Below are 15,115 nucleotides of genomic sequence, written 5' to 3'. Positions count from 1 at the left end.
GGTAGGCGCTCGCCGCCTGCCGGGTCACGAAAGGATCACCGGCGCGGATCCGATAGCGTCGATTCCATGCGGCTTCACGTGGGATGCGCGATGTGGACTCATACCCCATGGCAGGGGCGTTTCCTGCCGCATCCGCTCCCACCGGGCGAGCGCCTGCGCGCCTACGCGAGCTGGTGCGACGCGGTGGAGGGCAACACCACCTTCTACGCGACGCCGACGCGCGCCACCGTGGAGACGTGGGCCGCCCAGACCGGCCCCGACTTCCGCTTCGTGGTGAAGCTGCCCAGATCCATCACGCACGAGCGCCGCCTGAGCGGCGTCGAGGAGGAGCTGAGCGCGTTCCTGGAGGCGATCGAGCCGCTGGGGCCGCGGGCGCACGCCCTGTGGGTGCAGCTTCCCGGATCGTTCGGGCCGGCCGACCTCGGCGCCCTGGCCGCCTTCCTCCGCCGCCTCCCGCGCTCTCACCGGTACGCCGTCGAGGTCCGCCACCGCGCCTTCTTCGACGACGCCCGCTCCGAGCGGCTCCTCGAACAGGTGCTGGCGGGCGTCGAGGCCGAATGGATCCCGTTCGACACCACCACCCTGTTCCGCAGCCCGCCGACCAGCGACGCCGAACGGGACGCCTGGACGAAGAAGCCTCGCGTGCCCCGCCGGTCACGCGCGCTGACCGGCCGTCCGATCGTCCGCTACCTCGGCAGGGACGACACCGGGCGCACCGTCGAGGGCTGGCGGCACTGGGTCGGTACGGTCACCGAGTGGCTGCGCGAGGGCCGCTCGCCGACCGTGTTCATCCACACGCCCGACAACGCCGACGCGCTGCCGCTCGCCCGCCGCTTCCACGACGAAGTGCGGGCCCGCCTGCCCGAGGTGGAGCCGCTGCCCGAGCCGGTGCCCGCCGAACCGCTGACCCTCTTCTGACCCGCCTCGCCCACCGTCGGGTCAGACGCGGAACTCCGCGCTGAAGCCGAGAACGGCGGTGGCCCTGGTCAGCTTCAGCGGGACGGTGCGTCCCGGCAGGGGGCAACGGATCTCGGCGGCGGGGTGATAGCGGCGGAGCAGATCCTCGGTGGGGTGGGAGACCAGGGTTTCCGGGGCCGCGACGGTGACGACGTGGAAGCCGGCGGGGCTGAGGCCGAGCAGGCACGCCCGGGCCGCGTCGCGGGTCTCGAGGTAGGCCCACAGGCCGGGCGCGTGCAGGCCGGGGTCCAGCTCGCACCGTCGCGCGAAGTCGAGGAGGCGCTCGTCGAAGCCGCCGACGTACGGCAGGCGCAGGGCGACCACCGACATGCCGTAGCGGCGCGACATCATCTGCGCGGTCAGCTCGTCGACCTGCTTGGACAGCGCGTAGGGATCCTCGGGCCCTGGCGGTTGCTCCTCGTCCACGGGGACGTATCGCGGGTGGAGGGCGCGCGCGGCGAACGGCAGCCCCGAGATCGCCGTGCTGCTCGCGGTGCACACCCGGGTGATCCCCGCCTGGCCGGCCTGCTCCAGCACGGTGTAGGTGGCCTGGGTGTTGGTGGCGAAGACCGTCTCGGCGGGATGCCGCTCGGGGGTGGGGATCGCGGCGAGGTGGATCACCGCGTCGGCCCCCCTGAGGGCTTCCCGCACGGCGCGCGGGTCCGTCGCGCTTCCCTCGACGACCAGCTCGGCCCTGAGGTCTCCGGGATCTTCCAGCACGAGGGCGTTGGCCGGGATCCCCCGCCGGCCGAGCAGGTCGAGGACGGCCCGGCCGATACGGCCGGCCGCACCGGTGACCAGGACACGCTTCATGGGTCTACTCATACACGCGAACCGCCACGACATGGGCGTACGGTGTCCCGTTGCCGGCCTCGACCACGATCCTCAGCGCGTCGGCGGCGACCGGCTCGAGGTCGTGGACGTTGCGTCGGCGGCGGTTGCCGCGCACCTCGGCCACCGTCCGCCAGCCGCCGTCCTGCCGTACCTGCAGACGGTAGTCGCGGAGCAGCGTCGGCATGACCTCGAACGGCGTGCGGTGGTGGTGCAGGTTGATCAGGTCCTCGTTCACGTCGTCGTCGGCCAGCACGTCGACGCGGCCGATCGTCACCGGCGACGGCCAGGACAGTTCGAGGGTGGCGGGCAGGGTGTCCGACACCCACATGTGGGGTCCGGCGTGCGGACGCTGGAAGCCGTCGAGCGCCTTGGACGGCGCGAAGACGTCCGTCGGGCCGGCCCGGAAGCAGAAGGTGCGGCGCAGCAGACCGGCGTCGGACCACTCCCGCAGCAGCTGGGGCGCCTCGTCCTGGGGGCGCAGCGGGACCCGGGTCAGGCAGAGCACGCCAGGCGTGGGCCGGTCGGCGACATGGAGGCGGACGTCAGGGTTCGCCCTGATCAGCAGGAACGCGTTCTGCGCCCGACCGGGCCGGAAGGACAGATCCACGCGGACCCACTGGTTCTTCCCCGGCTCCACCGGTACGGCATGCGAGGCGATCAGCTCCCGCGGCACGTAGTTCTGGCCCAGCACCGGATCGTAGAGATCCACGACCAGTTCGGTGCCGGCAGCCGCGTCGAGCATGAGCTCGATCGCGTCCAGAGCCGGGTCGACCGGCACGACCAGTCCGGCGTCCGCCTCCAGCGGCCACACCTCGGCCGAGGTCTCGACCGCGAATCGGGTCAACGTGCTCGACGCGGAGGCGGTGGCGGTCCGCGCGAGATCCGAGGGGTCCTCGTACGGCAGGCCGATGATCGAGCTGTCCTCCCGCAGGAGGGTTCTCTGAAGGTCGCGCGCGTCCAGCTCGCGAGGTGAGAGACCGCCGGCCACGCACAGGGCGGCCGCGGTGCCGGCCGCCTGGCCGATCGTGGCGCAGGTGGCCATCACCCTGGTCGAGCCGAACGCCACGTGCGACGCGGAGATGTTCCGCCCGGCCATGAGCAGGTTGGGCACGTTCCGCGAATAGAGGCACCGGTAGGGGATGTGGTAGATCCCGTCGGCGTAGCGCTGCTTCGCGCCGTCCTCCTTGGCGTACATGCCCTGCGGCGGGTGCAGGTCGATCGACCATCCGCCGAAGGCGACCCTGTCGTCGAACGGGGTCTGGCCCAGCACGTCGTGCTGGGTGAGCACGTGGTCGCCGAGGAACCGGCGGTACTCCCGCTTGCCGGGCAGCGACCCCACCCACTCCAGGGTCATGGTCTCCGCGTCGAACTTCCCGGAGTTCTTGATGTGGTCCCAGATGCCGTAGATGACCGACCACAGCTCGTCGCGGATGCGGTCGTTGTCGTGCACGGTGTCCAGCTCGCCGCCGAACTCGATCCACCAGTAGGCGCAGCCGTTGTCGCCGGCCCTGATGATCCGCCGCTCGGGGATCGACGTCCCGGTGATGTCCTTGGCGAAGCTGGGCGGGACGTAACGGACCGGCTCGCCCGCGTCCTTGGTGTAGAAGAGCAGCGTGCTGCCGAGCGTGATGTCGTCGGGCACCTCCGGCGCCCACGGCTCGCCGTACTCCGCGCGTCCCTCGCGGCCGACGCGGTGGCTCGCGCCGGCCAGGTGGCCGACGAGCCCGTCGCCGGTGCAGTCCAGGAAGATCGGCGACTCGAAGGTGATCAGCCGCTCCGAGCCCATCATCCAGCCGGTCACGGCGCTGATCCGGCCCGCCGGGCACGACACCTCCCGCACGTCGGTGTTGAGGAAGAGCGCGATGTTCGGTTCCTGCCGGACGAGGTCGAGAACGGTCGTGTCCCAGAAGTAGGGATTGCCCTGCGGGTTCCTGTACTGGTTCTCCAGGAAGAGCTCGCCCATGATGCCGCCCTCGCGGGCGTGGTGGTTCCTGCCGTGCCCGGTCGCCCCGACCACCCAGACCCGGACCTCGCTGCTGGAGTTGCCGCCGAGCACGGGCCGGTTGGTGACCAGGGCGACCGTACGGCCCAGCCGGGCCGCGGCGACGGCGGCGTTGACGCCGGCCAGACCGCCGCCGATCACGGTCACGTCGTGGGAGAGGGATTCGGTTCTCATAGCTCCAGCCCGTAGTAGAGACGCGGGGCGCCGTCCAACGTGACCTGGACGCGGCGGCCCGTGGCGGTGATCGTGCGCTCCTGCCCGATGCAGTCGATCTCCCGGATCGCCGGACCGGAGGACTTCAGCGACACGCACGTCTTGGTCGGCCAGTGGTCCACCCAGCCTTCGGGGTGCGGGTACCACTGGTCCGTGCCGTGGTCGCGGTTGAGGATGTAGCCGTCCTTACGGCTCCACAGGACCGCGAGCTTGCCGCGCGGAGTGTCGAAGAGCAGGCCCTTCAGGTCGGGGTCGGCGAAGGTGAGCCAGCGCTTGAACGTCGCGCCCTCCAGGTGGCGTGTGGCCGTCGCGAACGCCAGCAGCGCGGGCTTGGCGCTGGTGTCGCGGTTCAGCAGCCCGAAGTGGTATTCCGGGTTGTTCGGATCGGCCTCCTGCGGGTGGTGGATGGTGCTGTCGTGGGGCTGGTACCAGTTGACGCCGTCCACGCCTTCCGACAGGCAGAGCGCGAGCTGGAGCAGCACGTTCTCGGCGGCCTGGCGGTGGGTGTCGTTCCACCAGCGGTTGGGCCTGGTGCAGGCGTAGGCCTCGGTCAGCCAGAGCTCCTTGTCGCCGCCGTACTCGTCGAGGGTCTGCCTGGCCTTGCGCAGCGCGCCCAGGAAGTTCCAGTAGGAGCCGTTGGCGCCCTGCTCCCACTCCTCCGGCGGCGGGGCGTAGTCGGCGGTGAAGTTGCCCCGGCCGGGATGGAAGCCGAACGCGTCGATCAGGTCCCAGCCGCCCGCCGCGTGGAAGTTGGCCGTCCAGCGGTAGTCCATGCCGCCCAGCCCGCAGTTCATCAGCTTGACGCCGGAGTCCTTGAGCCTGTCGTGGATGGGTTTCAGGCCGTCGCGCACGTATTCGGCGGCCTTCTGCCCGGACATCCAGGGCTGGTTCAGCTCGTTGGCCACCTCGAAGTAGGCGGCACCCGACTGCACGGCGATCCTGGCCCGGTCGTCGGCCCAGGCGGCGATCTGCTCCGCCGTACCGTTGAAGATCACGCCGCCGAGCTGGACGTTGTGCCTGATGCCCAGCGCGTCGAGTTCCGCGGGCGGGATGCCCGGCGCGCCGTCGTAGGCGATGCGCACCCATCTCACGCCGATCCTCTGCATCAGCCGGCCGACCTGCTGCTTGTCCGGGACGAGCAGCCAGGTGTAGTTCGCGATGCCGAACCTGCCGTCGGCGCGGTAGGCGTAGGGCTTGAGAGTGGCCAGGTTCGTCCGCGCGAACGCCTCCTCATCTCCCGAGGTGGCCTTGACCTCGGCGAACACGAGGCCCTGCGCGGGCCCCCGCACGGTGAGCGTCTCCTTCCAGGCCGCGCCGGGCTCGACGGTCCTGGTGAGCTGGCCGGTGCCGAGCACGGTGCCGTTGAAGTCGCGGGCCCACCAGGTCAGGGTGACGGGCTTGGCGTCGGCGGCGCCGTTGACCACCTGCGCGTTGACCGCCATGGTCGCGCCCGGCTCGTAGAGGCCGAAGGGCTGGTCGCTCCACACGTCGACGCCGAGCGGCGCGGCGGTCGCCACGGCGTTGGCCGCGCTCGGCCGCAGGTCGCCGAGGACCAGCTCCACCCGGGTCGCTCCGTCCTGGCCGGCCGGCGCGTGGATCCAGGTGGCGTTGGTGAACGACGGATTGGAGGCCGCCAGCCGGAAGCAGGCGCGCGTGCCGGCCCACGTCTCCTGGTAGAGCGAGCCCGCGTTGACCTCGTACGGCACGCCGCCGCGGGGGTCCTTCGTCCAGACGGTGGCGGGCACGTACTTCTCCGGCGCGGTGTTGCCGACCAGAGCGCGGGAGAACATGTAGCCGGTCGGGGAGAGCGTGGCGCTGCCGGTCACCTCCCAGCTCAGGCTCGCCCGGCGGGCGGCCACGGTGAACGTGCCGCGCACGGTCACCGCCGAGGCGCTCGCCGGCATCGTGTAGGCGACCTGGAGGGCGGGCCGGCCGTTCACCGTGGTCAGGCTCGGCGTGCCGCCGAACGTGCGCTGCTGCCCGAGCACGGTGTCCTTGATCATGAAGTGGCCGATCCTGAGGAGATCGGTCCCCGAACCGTCGCGGACGAGGATCGAGCCGCCGGCCTCGGCGACGAGCGTGATGCCGTCGGCCGAGATCGACAGGGCGTCCGCCTGGGCGGGGGTGACGGTGAGCGCGGAGGCCGCGCCGGCGAGCGCGGCGGTCTGGAGAAGGGTGCGGCGGGAGACATCAGGCATGGGGGGTCCGCCTTTCGGGGGGTTAGCCTTTGACGCCGGTGAAGCCGAGCCCGGCGACGACGTACTTCTGGAAGACCGAGAACAGGAGAACCGGCGGGGCCAGCGCCATCGCCATGCTGGCGATCAGGAGGTCCTGCGGCGCCTGGTCGGCCAGCGTGGCCAGGGCCACGCTGATGGGTTGCTTGTCCGGGTCGGTGATGGCCACGAGCGGCCAGATGAAGTCCTTCCAGCTGTGCATGATCGCGATCAGGCTGATGACGGCCAGGATCGGGCGGCTCATCGGCAGCACGATCCTGGTCAGCAGCTGCCAGGAGCCGGCGCCGTCGACCCGGGCGGCGGCGAAGAGCTCCGGCGGCAGCGCGTCGAAGAAGCGTTTGGCCAGCAGCACGTTGAAGGCGCTGGCTCCGGCGGGCAGCCAGATCGACCAGTAGGAGTCGACCAGGCCCAGGTCGATGATGGTCAGGAAGAGGCTGGCCATGGAGACGGTGTAGGGGACGAACATCGTGGCCAGGATCGCGCCGTAGATCAGCCTGCCGAGCCGGGGTTTCAGGACCGACAGGGAGTAGCCTGCCGTGATCGCGACGACCAGCTGGACGGCCCACGAACCGCCGACGACCTGCACCGTGTTGAGCAGGTAGTGGCCGATGCCCAGGTCGTTCCAGGCGGTGCCGAAGTTCTCCGGCCTGGGGTCGCCGGGCCAGAGCTGGAGCGGCTCGGCGATCAGGTCGGTGGCCGGGGAGACCGCGCCCTTGACGGTCATGTAGAGCGGGCCGACGCCGATCAGCAGGAGGACGGCCAGGGTGAGCCACTGGACCGCGCGCACCGCTGCCCTGACCGCCGGCCGGCGCTCCTCGACGTGGGAGATCAGGCTCATGAGGAGCTCCAGGCGCGGGTGGCCCGCAGGTAGATCGCCGACATCAGGCCCAGGAAGATCGCCAGGAGGAAGGCGAGCGCGGCGGCCTGGCCGTAGGCGCCGTCCCTGAAGGCGTACCTGAAGATCAGCAGGAGGACCGTCAGCGTGCTGTTCTCCGGGCCGCCGTCGGTGAACACGTAGGGCTCGGTGAAGACCTGGGTGGTGCTGACCAGCTGCAGGAGCAGCAGCAGGCCGATGGTGGGGCGGAGCTGGGGCAGGGTGATGTGCCACAGCCGGCGCGCGATCGACGCGCCGTCCATCTGCGCCGCCTCGTAGAGTTCGGCGGGGATGGTGACCATGGCGGCGAGGTAGATCAGGACCGTGCTGCCCATCCAGGCCCAGGTGGACTGGATGACCAGGCTGAGCATCGCGGTCCTGGGCGACTCCAGCCAGGGGAAGGGGCCCAGGCCGGCCAGGCCCAGCAACTCGTTGAACAGGCCGTGCCCCGGGTCGTAGAACCACTTCCACAGCAGGATCGCCACCACCGGCGGGATCACCACCGGGAGGTAGACGAGGAAGCGGTAGATCCCCGCGCCCTTCCGCACCGTCGACATGACGGTGGCCAGGATCAGCGGCGCCGGAAACCCGATCAGCAGGCCGAGCCCGACGAACAGCAGGGTGTTCGCGATCGCCGTGGAGAGCAGCGGGTCCCGCAGGAGCGCGGCGAAGTTGTCCAGCCCGACCCAGGTGGCCGGGTCGACCAGGTTCGTCTCCTGGAAGGAGATCAGCAGTCCCCGGATCATCGGCCAGTAGGAGAACACCCCGAAGGCGACGAAGGCCGGGATGAGGAACAGGAACGCCATGACGGTGTTCCCCCGCCTCCTGGCGCGCGTCGCGACGGTCACTGCCGGCTCGCGGCGAGCTTGGCGTTCACGTCGGTCTCGGCCTTGGCCAGCAGGGCGCTGACGTCGGCGTCCCTGTCGGTCAGGACGGCCTGCACCACGCTGTCGAGCACGGCGTAGACGGCCTGGGCCTGCACCGGCGGCTCGGCGCGGAGCCGGAGCCTGGGGGTGCCCTCGATCCACGGCCGGAAGTGCTCGAGCTTGACGTTCACGTAGGGCCTGACGGCCTCGTCGATCTTCGCCTGCCGGGCGGCGTCGAACATCGGCAGCGTCGGCACGCCGACGGCGGCGTTCGGATCGGCCGCCAGCGCCTTGGCCCGCTCGGCGGCGGCGCCGGTGTCGTACTGCGGCTGGGCGTAGGCGAACAGCAGCCACTTCACCGCCGCCGCCGTCTTCCCCGCGGAGGCCGACCTGGGCACCATGTAGACGTCACCGCCGGTCAGCGTGGCGTTCCCGCCGGCCTGGGGGAGCGGGCCGATGCCGAACGCGTCGATGTTCCGCATGCCGTAGGTCATCTTGGCCAGCCGGTAGGTGCCGGGCGTGCCCAGGTACATCCCGACCTCGCCGGCGGCGAACCGCTTGATCACGTCGTTCTGGTCGTTGAGCTGGTTGGCGCCCATGGAGTCGTCGGTCCAGCGCATCTCCTTCAGCAGGGTCAGCGCCTGCCGGGTGGGCTCGGCGTTGAAGGCGGCCACCCACCTGTCGCCGTCCAGCCGCTCCATGTCGCCGCCGAAGGTGTAGGTCAGTTTCGTGAGCTGCCAGCCGCCCTGGTTGTTCTTGGACTCGTGCACGAATCCGGCCTTGCCGGTCTTCTCGGCGATCCGTTCGGCGTGGGCCCGCACCTCCTCCCAGGTGACCGGCGGTTTGTCCGGGTCGAGGCCCGCCTTCTCGAACAGCTCCCTGTTGTAGACGAGTCCCATCGCGAAGGGCGACTGGGGCACGCCGTACACCTGGCCGGCGGCGTCGCTCAGCGGCCGCAGCACCTGCGGGTTGACCTCCTTGTAGTGCGGCCACTTGGCCAGCTCGGCGGTCAGCGGCTTGACCTGCTTGCGGGCGATCAGGCCCTGCGGCTCGGTGAGCGGCACCTTGATCACGTCCTCGACCTTGCCGCCGGCCAGCTTGGCGGAGAACGTCAGGGGGTCGTAGGTGGCCGGGGAGCCTTCGACGGTGATGCCGGGGTTCTGCTTCTCGAAGTCGGCGACCGTCTTCTCGAACGCGGCCAGGCCCGGCTTGTCCGTCGCCGGAGGCATGCCCTGGACCCTGAGGGTGATGGTGGCGGACTCCTGCCCGGCACCGGAGGACGATCCGCACGCGGCGGCGGTCGTGGCCAGAACGGCGACGCCGAGGGAGGCGGTGATCTTCTTCATCTGAACTCCCGCATTCAGGTCATAGCAGGAAAAACGGCGTTGAAGACGGCATGACGGGATGGCGGTACGGCGCGCGCCGTACCTCGGGAACCGCGGTCAGCGGAGGACGGGACCGGTCGAGGCCCTGGGGATGAGCCGGGAGCCGATCTCCAGGACGCGACCGGCACCGCGCCCGGCGATGGTGTCGAGCAGCAGGTCGGTGGCCTGGGTGGCGAGCTCCTCGGCCGAGATGCGGATGGTGGTCAGCGACGGGGTGGAGGTCTCGGCGAGCAGGGTGTCGTCTATGCCGATCACGCTGACCTCCCGCGGCACGTCGACGCCGAGCTTGGCGAGCTGGTGCAGCACGCCGAGCGCGACCAGGTCGTTGTGGGCGAGCACCGCGGTGGCGTCGCAGGAGGTGACCAGGGTGGCGGCGTGCACGCCGGTCTCGAAGCGCGGCTCGTAGGGGCCCAGCTCGACGAGGGACAACTCGTGCGCCTCGAACGCCTCTCTTATCGACTTGCCGCGGCTGAGCTCGGGCCGCGAGCCGTTGACGAAGACGCACCTGGTGTGGCCGTAGGCCTTCAGGTGCTCGGCCGCCTGGGAGATGCCGGCGGTCAGCGAGATGTGGATCTCCGGAATGCCGGGCACGTGCCGGTTCACCAGCACCACCGGCATGGTCCGCGCCAGCTCGGCGAGCCTGTCCTCCGGCAGGGTGGAGGCCCACAGGATCATGCCGTCGACCCGCTTGGCGACCGCGGTGATGGTCTCCAGCTCGTCGGACTCCCGCTCGTCGGTGTCGGCCGCCAGGACGGTGTAGCCCAGCCGCCTGGCGCGGGCCTGCATCGACTTGAAGATCGGCGGGAAGAACGGGTTGGCGATGTCGGGGATGATCAGCCCGAGAGACTCGGTCTTCCCGCCGCGCAGCGAGCGGGCCGCCGGGTTGGGCGCGTAGCCCAGCTTCGCGGCCGTGTCGCGGATGCGCTGCAGGGTCTGGGGCTGCACCTGGTCGGGGGCGGTGAACGCGCGGGAGACGGTCGAGACCGACACTCCGGCGGCCTGCGCCACCTGCCTGATCGTCACTGCCACGTTGCCCTCCGCCACGTCGTCGGTACGGAGGATGGTTGCAAACGTTCCCGGAAGCGTCAAGAGCGTATCTTCGCGGTTCGAAACCTGGTGAACCCGTGTCTGGCGGACGGTGTGGAGATGATGCATGATGGCGTTTCTGAGAATCCCGGTAACGTTCTCATAGGAGTTCGCCTGTGAAGATCACTGGTTGGGAAGTGCTCACCCTGCCCGAACACGGCGACAGCATGATGCTGCTCGTCGTCGACACCGACGAGGGCGTGCACGGCATCGGCGAGGTGGGCATCCGCTCGCGGCAGAAGGCGGTCTCGGGGGCGATCGAGCACCTGGGCGAGCTGCTGCTGGGCGAGGACCCCGCCCGGATCGAGCACCTGTGGCAGGTGATGTTCCGCCGGGGCTTCTTCCCCGCCGACCGGATCGTGTCGTCCGCCATCGCCGCGATCGATGTGGCGTTGTGGGACATCCGGGGCAAGACGCTGGGCGTGCCGGTCTACGAGTTGTTCGGCGGGCGGGTACGTGACCACGTCCCCGCCTACGCGCACCTGGGGGACGACTATCACGACCTCGAGGCGTTCCTGGACCGGGCGCGGGCGCTCGTCGGGGAAGGCTGGCGGCACGTGCGCTTCGCCGTGCCCCATGACAGGGACGGCACCCTCGACCAGCGGGCCTCGATGCGCTGGGGTATCGAACTGTTCCACGCGGTACGGCAGGCCGTGGGTGACGACGTGGAGCTGATCCTCGACGTGCACACGCGGCTCGACCTGCCCGAGGCCGTGACGTTGTGCCGCGAGATCGAAGCGGCCAAGCCGTACTTCGTGGAGGACCCGCTGCGCTGCGAGGGCCTCGAAGCGTATCGGTCGTTGCGGTCCCGCACGGCGGTGCCGCTGGCGGCGGGCGAGCAGTTCGGGTCGAAATGGGAGTTCCAGCGGCTCGTCGAGCAGCACCTCGTCGACTACGCCAGGGTGGACGTCGCCGTGGCGGCGGGGCTCACCGAGGCCAGGAAGATCGCCGCGATGTGCGAGACGCACTACGTCAAACTGGCCACCCACAACCCCCTCGGCCCGGTCACCGCCGCCTCGTCGCTGCACCTGAACCTGGCCGCGCCGTACGTCGGGGTGCAGGAACACCAGGCCCAGCCCGAGCTGGCGGACGTCTTCACCGCTCGGCCGCAGGTCCGTGGCGGTCGCCTGGACGTCCCGGATCTGCCAGGCCTCGGCGTCGACATCGACCGCGTCCAGGCCAGGAAGTACCAGGCCGTCGCCGCCGAACGCCCCCACCTGCGCACCCGCGACGGGGCCTTCACCAACTGGTGAGCCGACGCCGCGGCGTTCGCCGCGGAACCCGCCTGAGGTCGGCATCTTCGTGCCACGCGGGAACCCTGGCCGCCGCCGGACCCGGATGGTGTGATCGAGGCCCGACGCGAAAGGAGCCGTCGATGGCGGACTTCGACCACTGGGCCGAGATCTACAGCGCGTGGACGGCGATGGCGCAGGACGACCCCGCCGAGATCGAGTTCTACCAGCGCCTGGCCGGCGCGGCCGACGGGCCGGTGGCCGACCTCGGGATCGGGGTCGGGCGGCTGGCGGCCAAGCTGGATCCCCAGGTGGGCGTCGATGTGTCGGAGGCGATGCTGGCCGAGGCCCGCACGCGGCTGGGGCCGGGCATCCGGCTGATCAGGGCCGACCTCGCCGCGTGCGAGCTGCCCGAACCGGCCGCGCTGCAGTACTGCGGCCAGAACACCCTCAACCACCTGTCCCGGCGGTCGGTGCCGGAGGCGCTGCGGTGCGCCTTCCGTAACGCCAGGCCGGGCGGGCGGCTGGCGTTCGAGGTGGTGCAGCCCCGGCCGGAGCGGCAGAAGGCGAGGGACGGGGTGCCCCGGCTGCGGGTCTGGGACGAGGGCCGGGCGATCTACGAGATCACCCGCATGCTCGACAAGCAGGGGCTGGAGGCCGAGCTGGTCGGGCTGGTGGAGCGGCTGGACGGTGACCGCAGGGTGGTCGAGCGCGGCTACTTCCCGCCCATCCGGTTCTGCTTCCTCACCATGGCCGAGGTGGCGGGCTGGGCCGAGGCGGCGGGCTGGCAGGTGGAGGGCGCGTACGCCGGTTTCACCGGCAGGCCGCTCGCACCCGAGTCCTCGACCGCGGTCTGGTGCCTGCGCAGGCCGCCGCGATGAGCCGGGTGAGCGGGGTCGGGGTGAGCGGGGTGAGCGCCGCCCAGCTGGAGGGCACGCTGGCGCTGGTCACCGGTCAGGAGCTGGAGACTCCCGGCGAGATGCTGTACGTCGCCAGGCGGGAGCAGCCCTCGCTGGTGGCGACACTGCTGAGCGCCTGGGAGGGCGAGGGGCGGCGGCTGGGCCCGGGGCTGGCGCACGAGCTGGCGCAACACCGCGGGCGGATGGCGTTCTACCGGCAGCAGCAGGCGCGCCTGCCCGTCGCGGTCGTCTCGCTCAAGGGGCTGGAGATCGCCGACAGATACCCTGACCCGCTGCTCAGGTACATGAACGACCTCGACTTCTGGGTGCCGCAGCGGGAACGGCTGTGGGAGCTGGCGGCCTGGCTGCTCGACGATGGCTGGTCCATGCACACGGCCACCTTCATCCGGCTGGAGCGGGAGCCGGAGGTGATCCTGAGCCTGCGCAGGCGGCCCGACGACCCGTACGGCCTGCCGTACGGGATCGAGCTGAGCACGCTCGCCTACCTGGGCGACGGCCTCGGGGCGCCGCACCGCACGAGCGTGCCGGGCGACCCGGTGGTGAAGAACCTCGTGGCCCTGCTCTACGAGCGCTTCGAGCAGCCCTACCGGGCCAGGGACCTGATCGACGTGGCGGTGCTGCTGGGGGCGGCCTCCCCAGGGACGCTGCGGGCCTGCGCCCTGGCGGTCAGTGAGCTGGCGCTCTGGCCGGAGTACGCCGAGCTGGCGGCACTGCTGGCGGCCGGCCCGCTGGAGGTGCCCGAACTGCCGGGGGAGCGCAGGGCGCTGGTGCGCGCCAGCCGGCTCAGGCGGCGCACGACGGTGGTGAAGGCGCTGCGCAGGCCGGTCAGCCTGGCCGCGACGGTGTTGCAGAGCCGCATGACGGGCGCCGCGGTGCTGGACCGGCTCAGCCCGAAGGCGGCGCTGGAGGCGGGGCTGACGTTGTTCGCGCTTCCGGTCGAGGGCGGTGTCCGCACCGACCGGCTGACGATCGGCGAGAGCGGCGGGGCGCTGTGGGCGCACACGCCCATCGGGCGGTTCATCCTGGTCCACGGCGACGAGGTGGACGAGGAACTGCTGGGCGGGGCGAAGGCGGCGGGCGCGCTGTGACGCGACCGGTCCGCGCCGACCCGGCGGGCGGCCCGCCGGCGTGGGTCCTGCACCGCCCGCAGGCCGACGTGACCACGGTGAGCGTGTGGCTGCGCACCGGATCCCGCGACGAGGACGAGGCCACCGCGGGCGGCACGCACCTGCTGGAGCACATCCTGCTGCAGGCGCCGTCGGCGGGCGGGGAGCGGGCGGTGGACCTGCTGGAGGCGCTGGGCGGGGAGGCCAACGCGATCACCAGCCGGGAGCACCTGGTGCTGTACGCGCGGGTGCCCACCGAGGCGGCGGTGCGCGCCCTTGACGTGCTGGCCAGGGCGCTGGCCGAGCCGGAGCTGAGCGGCGCGGTGCTGGCGGCCGAGCGCAAGGTGGTCCAGGAGGAGCTGCGGCTGGCCGCCAGCGACCCGCTGGACGTGGTGCACGACGTCTTCTTCGACCTCGCCTTCCCCGGCCATCCCCTGGGCCGCCCGGTCGGCGGCACGATCGAGGAGGTCGGCCGGGTGGAGCTGGAGGCGTTGCGCGCCCACCACGCCCGGTGGCTGGGCTCGGCGGGGGTCGTGGTCTGCGGCGGCGCCGCGCCCGAGGCGGTGGCCGGCGCCCTGGAGAAGGGGCCGCTGGCCGCGCTCCCGCCGTGGACGCCGCCCGCCTGCGCCGGCCCGCCGGTGGTGGGGGCCGGGCGGAAGGCGCTCGAGCTCAACAGCGACACCGCTGGCGTGGTGCTGGGCGGGCCTGCGGTGCCGTACGGGCACCCGTTGCGACCTGCCTGGCTGGTGCTCATGGAGTTGCTGGCCGGGGCCAGCTCGGCGCTGCTGACCGAGGAGCTGCGCAACCGGCGCGGGCTCTGCTACGAGCTGTGGGCGCTGGCCGCGCCCTACCGCGACACCGGGGTGTGGCGCGCCTTCGTCGCCACGGCGCCCGAGCATGTCGAGGAGGTCGTGGCGACCGCCGTCGCGCTGCTGGCGCAGCCCGCCTGGTCGCCGGCGGAGGTGGCGCGGGCCGCGCGGCGCACGGCCGCGCTGCTGCGGCTGGAGGCGGAGCAGTCGCTGGAGGAGGCCCTGCTGTACGGCAGGCACGCCCTGGTGGCCGGCTGCCCGGACTGGACGCTCGCGGGCGAGCTCGCGGCCATCGAGGCGGTGACGCCGGAGGAGATCGCGCGGGCGGTCACGCCGGACGAGATGGCGCGGGCGGTCACGCCGGACGAGATGGCGCGGGTGGTCGCGCCGGAGGAGATCGCGCGGGCGGTCACGCCGGAGGCGGCGGCGCGGGTGGTCGCGCCGGAGGGGATCGCGCGGGTGGTCGTGCTGGACGAGGCGGCGCGGGCGGTCGCACCGGGAATGGTCGCGCCGTCGATCGTGGCCGTCGCCGGAATGGCGGTTTCCTGCCAAGAACTCCCGCTCCCGGAAAATCACCGGGAAATGGGGCGAACATAA

General features: G+C 71.6%; 12 protein-coding genes. 5 read left to right on the top strand and 7 right to left on the bottom strand.

Going from position 1 to position 15,115, the window contains the following annotated elements; all coding sequences use genetic code 11:
- Window positions 1–66 precede the first annotated feature (66 nt).
- The gene (locus tag ACWENQ_RS19925; RefSeq protein WP_449920657.1) at window positions 67–918 is read left to right on the top strand and encodes a DUF72 domain-containing protein; all 852 of its coding nucleotides are present in this window, start codon (window positions 67–69) and stop codon (window positions 916–918) included.
- Between the two features lie 21 nt (window positions 919–939).
- Here ACWENQ_RS19925 and ACWENQ_RS19920 read toward each other — a convergent pair whose 3' ends face one another.
- The 7 genes from ACWENQ_RS19920 to ACWENQ_RS19890 form a co-directional block, all read right to left on the bottom strand.
- Window positions 940–1,770 (bottom strand): NAD-dependent epimerase/dehydratase family protein, encoded by an 831-nt coding sequence (locus ACWENQ_RS19920; protein WP_449920654.1) that lies wholly within the window; start codon window positions 1,768–1,770, stop codon window positions 940–942.
- A 4-nt stretch (window positions 1,771–1,774) separates the two neighbouring features.
- The gene (locus tag ACWENQ_RS19915; RefSeq protein WP_452415564.1) at window positions 1,775–3,967 is read right to left on the bottom strand and encodes an FAD-dependent oxidoreductase; all 2,193 of its coding nucleotides are present in this window, start codon (window positions 3,965–3,967) and stop codon (window positions 1,775–1,777) included.
- Window positions 3,964–6,204 carry a hypothetical protein gene (locus ACWENQ_RS19910; RefSeq protein ID WP_452415563.1) on the bottom strand — a complete coding sequence of 747 codons (2,241 nt, stop codon included), beginning with the start codon at window positions 6,202–6,204 and terminating at the stop codon, window positions 3,964–3,966. The genes ACWENQ_RS19915 and ACWENQ_RS19910 overlap by 4 nt, the downstream gene beginning before the upstream one ends.
- Window positions 6,205–6,226: 22 nt before the next feature.
- On the bottom strand, window positions 6,227–7,078 hold the full coding sequence (locus tag ACWENQ_RS19905) for a carbohydrate ABC transporter permease (protein ID WP_449920649.1): 852 nt from the start codon (window positions 7,076–7,078) through the stop codon (window positions 6,227–6,229).
- On the bottom strand, window positions 7,075–7,920 hold the full coding sequence (locus ACWENQ_RS19900) for a carbohydrate ABC transporter permease (protein ID WP_452415562.1): 846 nt from the start codon (window positions 7,918–7,920) through the stop codon (window positions 7,075–7,077). Before ACWENQ_RS19900 ends, ACWENQ_RS19905 begins: the two co-directional genes overlap by 4 nt.
- 38 nt (window positions 7,921–7,958) lie before the next feature.
- Window positions 7,959–9,326 carry an ABC transporter substrate-binding protein gene (locus ACWENQ_RS19895; protein ID WP_449920646.1) on the bottom strand — a complete coding sequence of 456 codons (1,368 nt, stop codon included), beginning with the start codon at window positions 9,324–9,326 and terminating at the stop codon, window positions 7,959–7,961.
- A 96-nt stretch (window positions 9,327–9,422) separates the two neighbouring features.
- The gene (locus tag ACWENQ_RS19890) at window positions 9,423–10,394 is read right to left on the bottom strand and encodes a LacI family DNA-binding transcriptional regulator (RefSeq protein ID WP_452415561.1); all 972 of its coding nucleotides are present in this window, start codon (window positions 10,392–10,394) and stop codon (window positions 9,423–9,425) included.
- 173 nt (window positions 10,395–10,567) lie between these two features.
- Here ACWENQ_RS19890 and ACWENQ_RS19885 point away from each other — a divergent pair, with 173 nt between their 5' ends.
- From ACWENQ_RS19885 to ACWENQ_RS19870, 4 genes are all read left to right on the top strand, one after another.
- Window positions 10,568–11,704 carry a mandelate racemase/muconate lactonizing enzyme family protein gene (locus ACWENQ_RS19885; protein WP_452415560.1) on the top strand — a complete coding sequence of 379 codons (1,137 nt, stop codon included), beginning with the start codon at window positions 10,568–10,570 and terminating at the stop codon, window positions 11,702–11,704.
- A gap of 122 nt (window positions 11,705–11,826) precedes the next feature.
- Window positions 11,827–12,564 (top strand): class I SAM-dependent DNA methyltransferase, encoded by a 738-nt coding sequence (locus ACWENQ_RS19880; protein WP_449920639.1) that lies wholly within the window; start codon window positions 11,827–11,829, stop codon window positions 12,562–12,564.
- Window positions 12,561–13,691: a nucleotidyltransferase family protein gene (locus ACWENQ_RS19875; RefSeq protein ID WP_452415558.1), complete on the top strand. Its 1,131-nt coding sequence runs from the start codon at window positions 12,561–12,563 to the stop codon at window positions 13,689–13,691. The genes ACWENQ_RS19880 and ACWENQ_RS19875 overlap by 4 nt, the downstream gene beginning before the upstream one ends.
- The gene (locus ACWENQ_RS19870; protein ID WP_452415557.1) at window positions 13,688–15,115 is read left to right on the top strand and encodes a M16 family metallopeptidase; all 1,428 of its coding nucleotides are present in this window, start codon (window positions 13,688–13,690) and stop codon (window positions 15,113–15,115) included. Before ACWENQ_RS19875 ends, ACWENQ_RS19870 begins: the two co-directional genes overlap by 4 nt.

Source organism: Nonomuraea sp. NPDC004354 (genome assembly GCF_053602555.1).
Note: the sequence above shows the minus strand (reverse complement) of the source record. Positions and strands in the feature narration are given on the sequence as shown.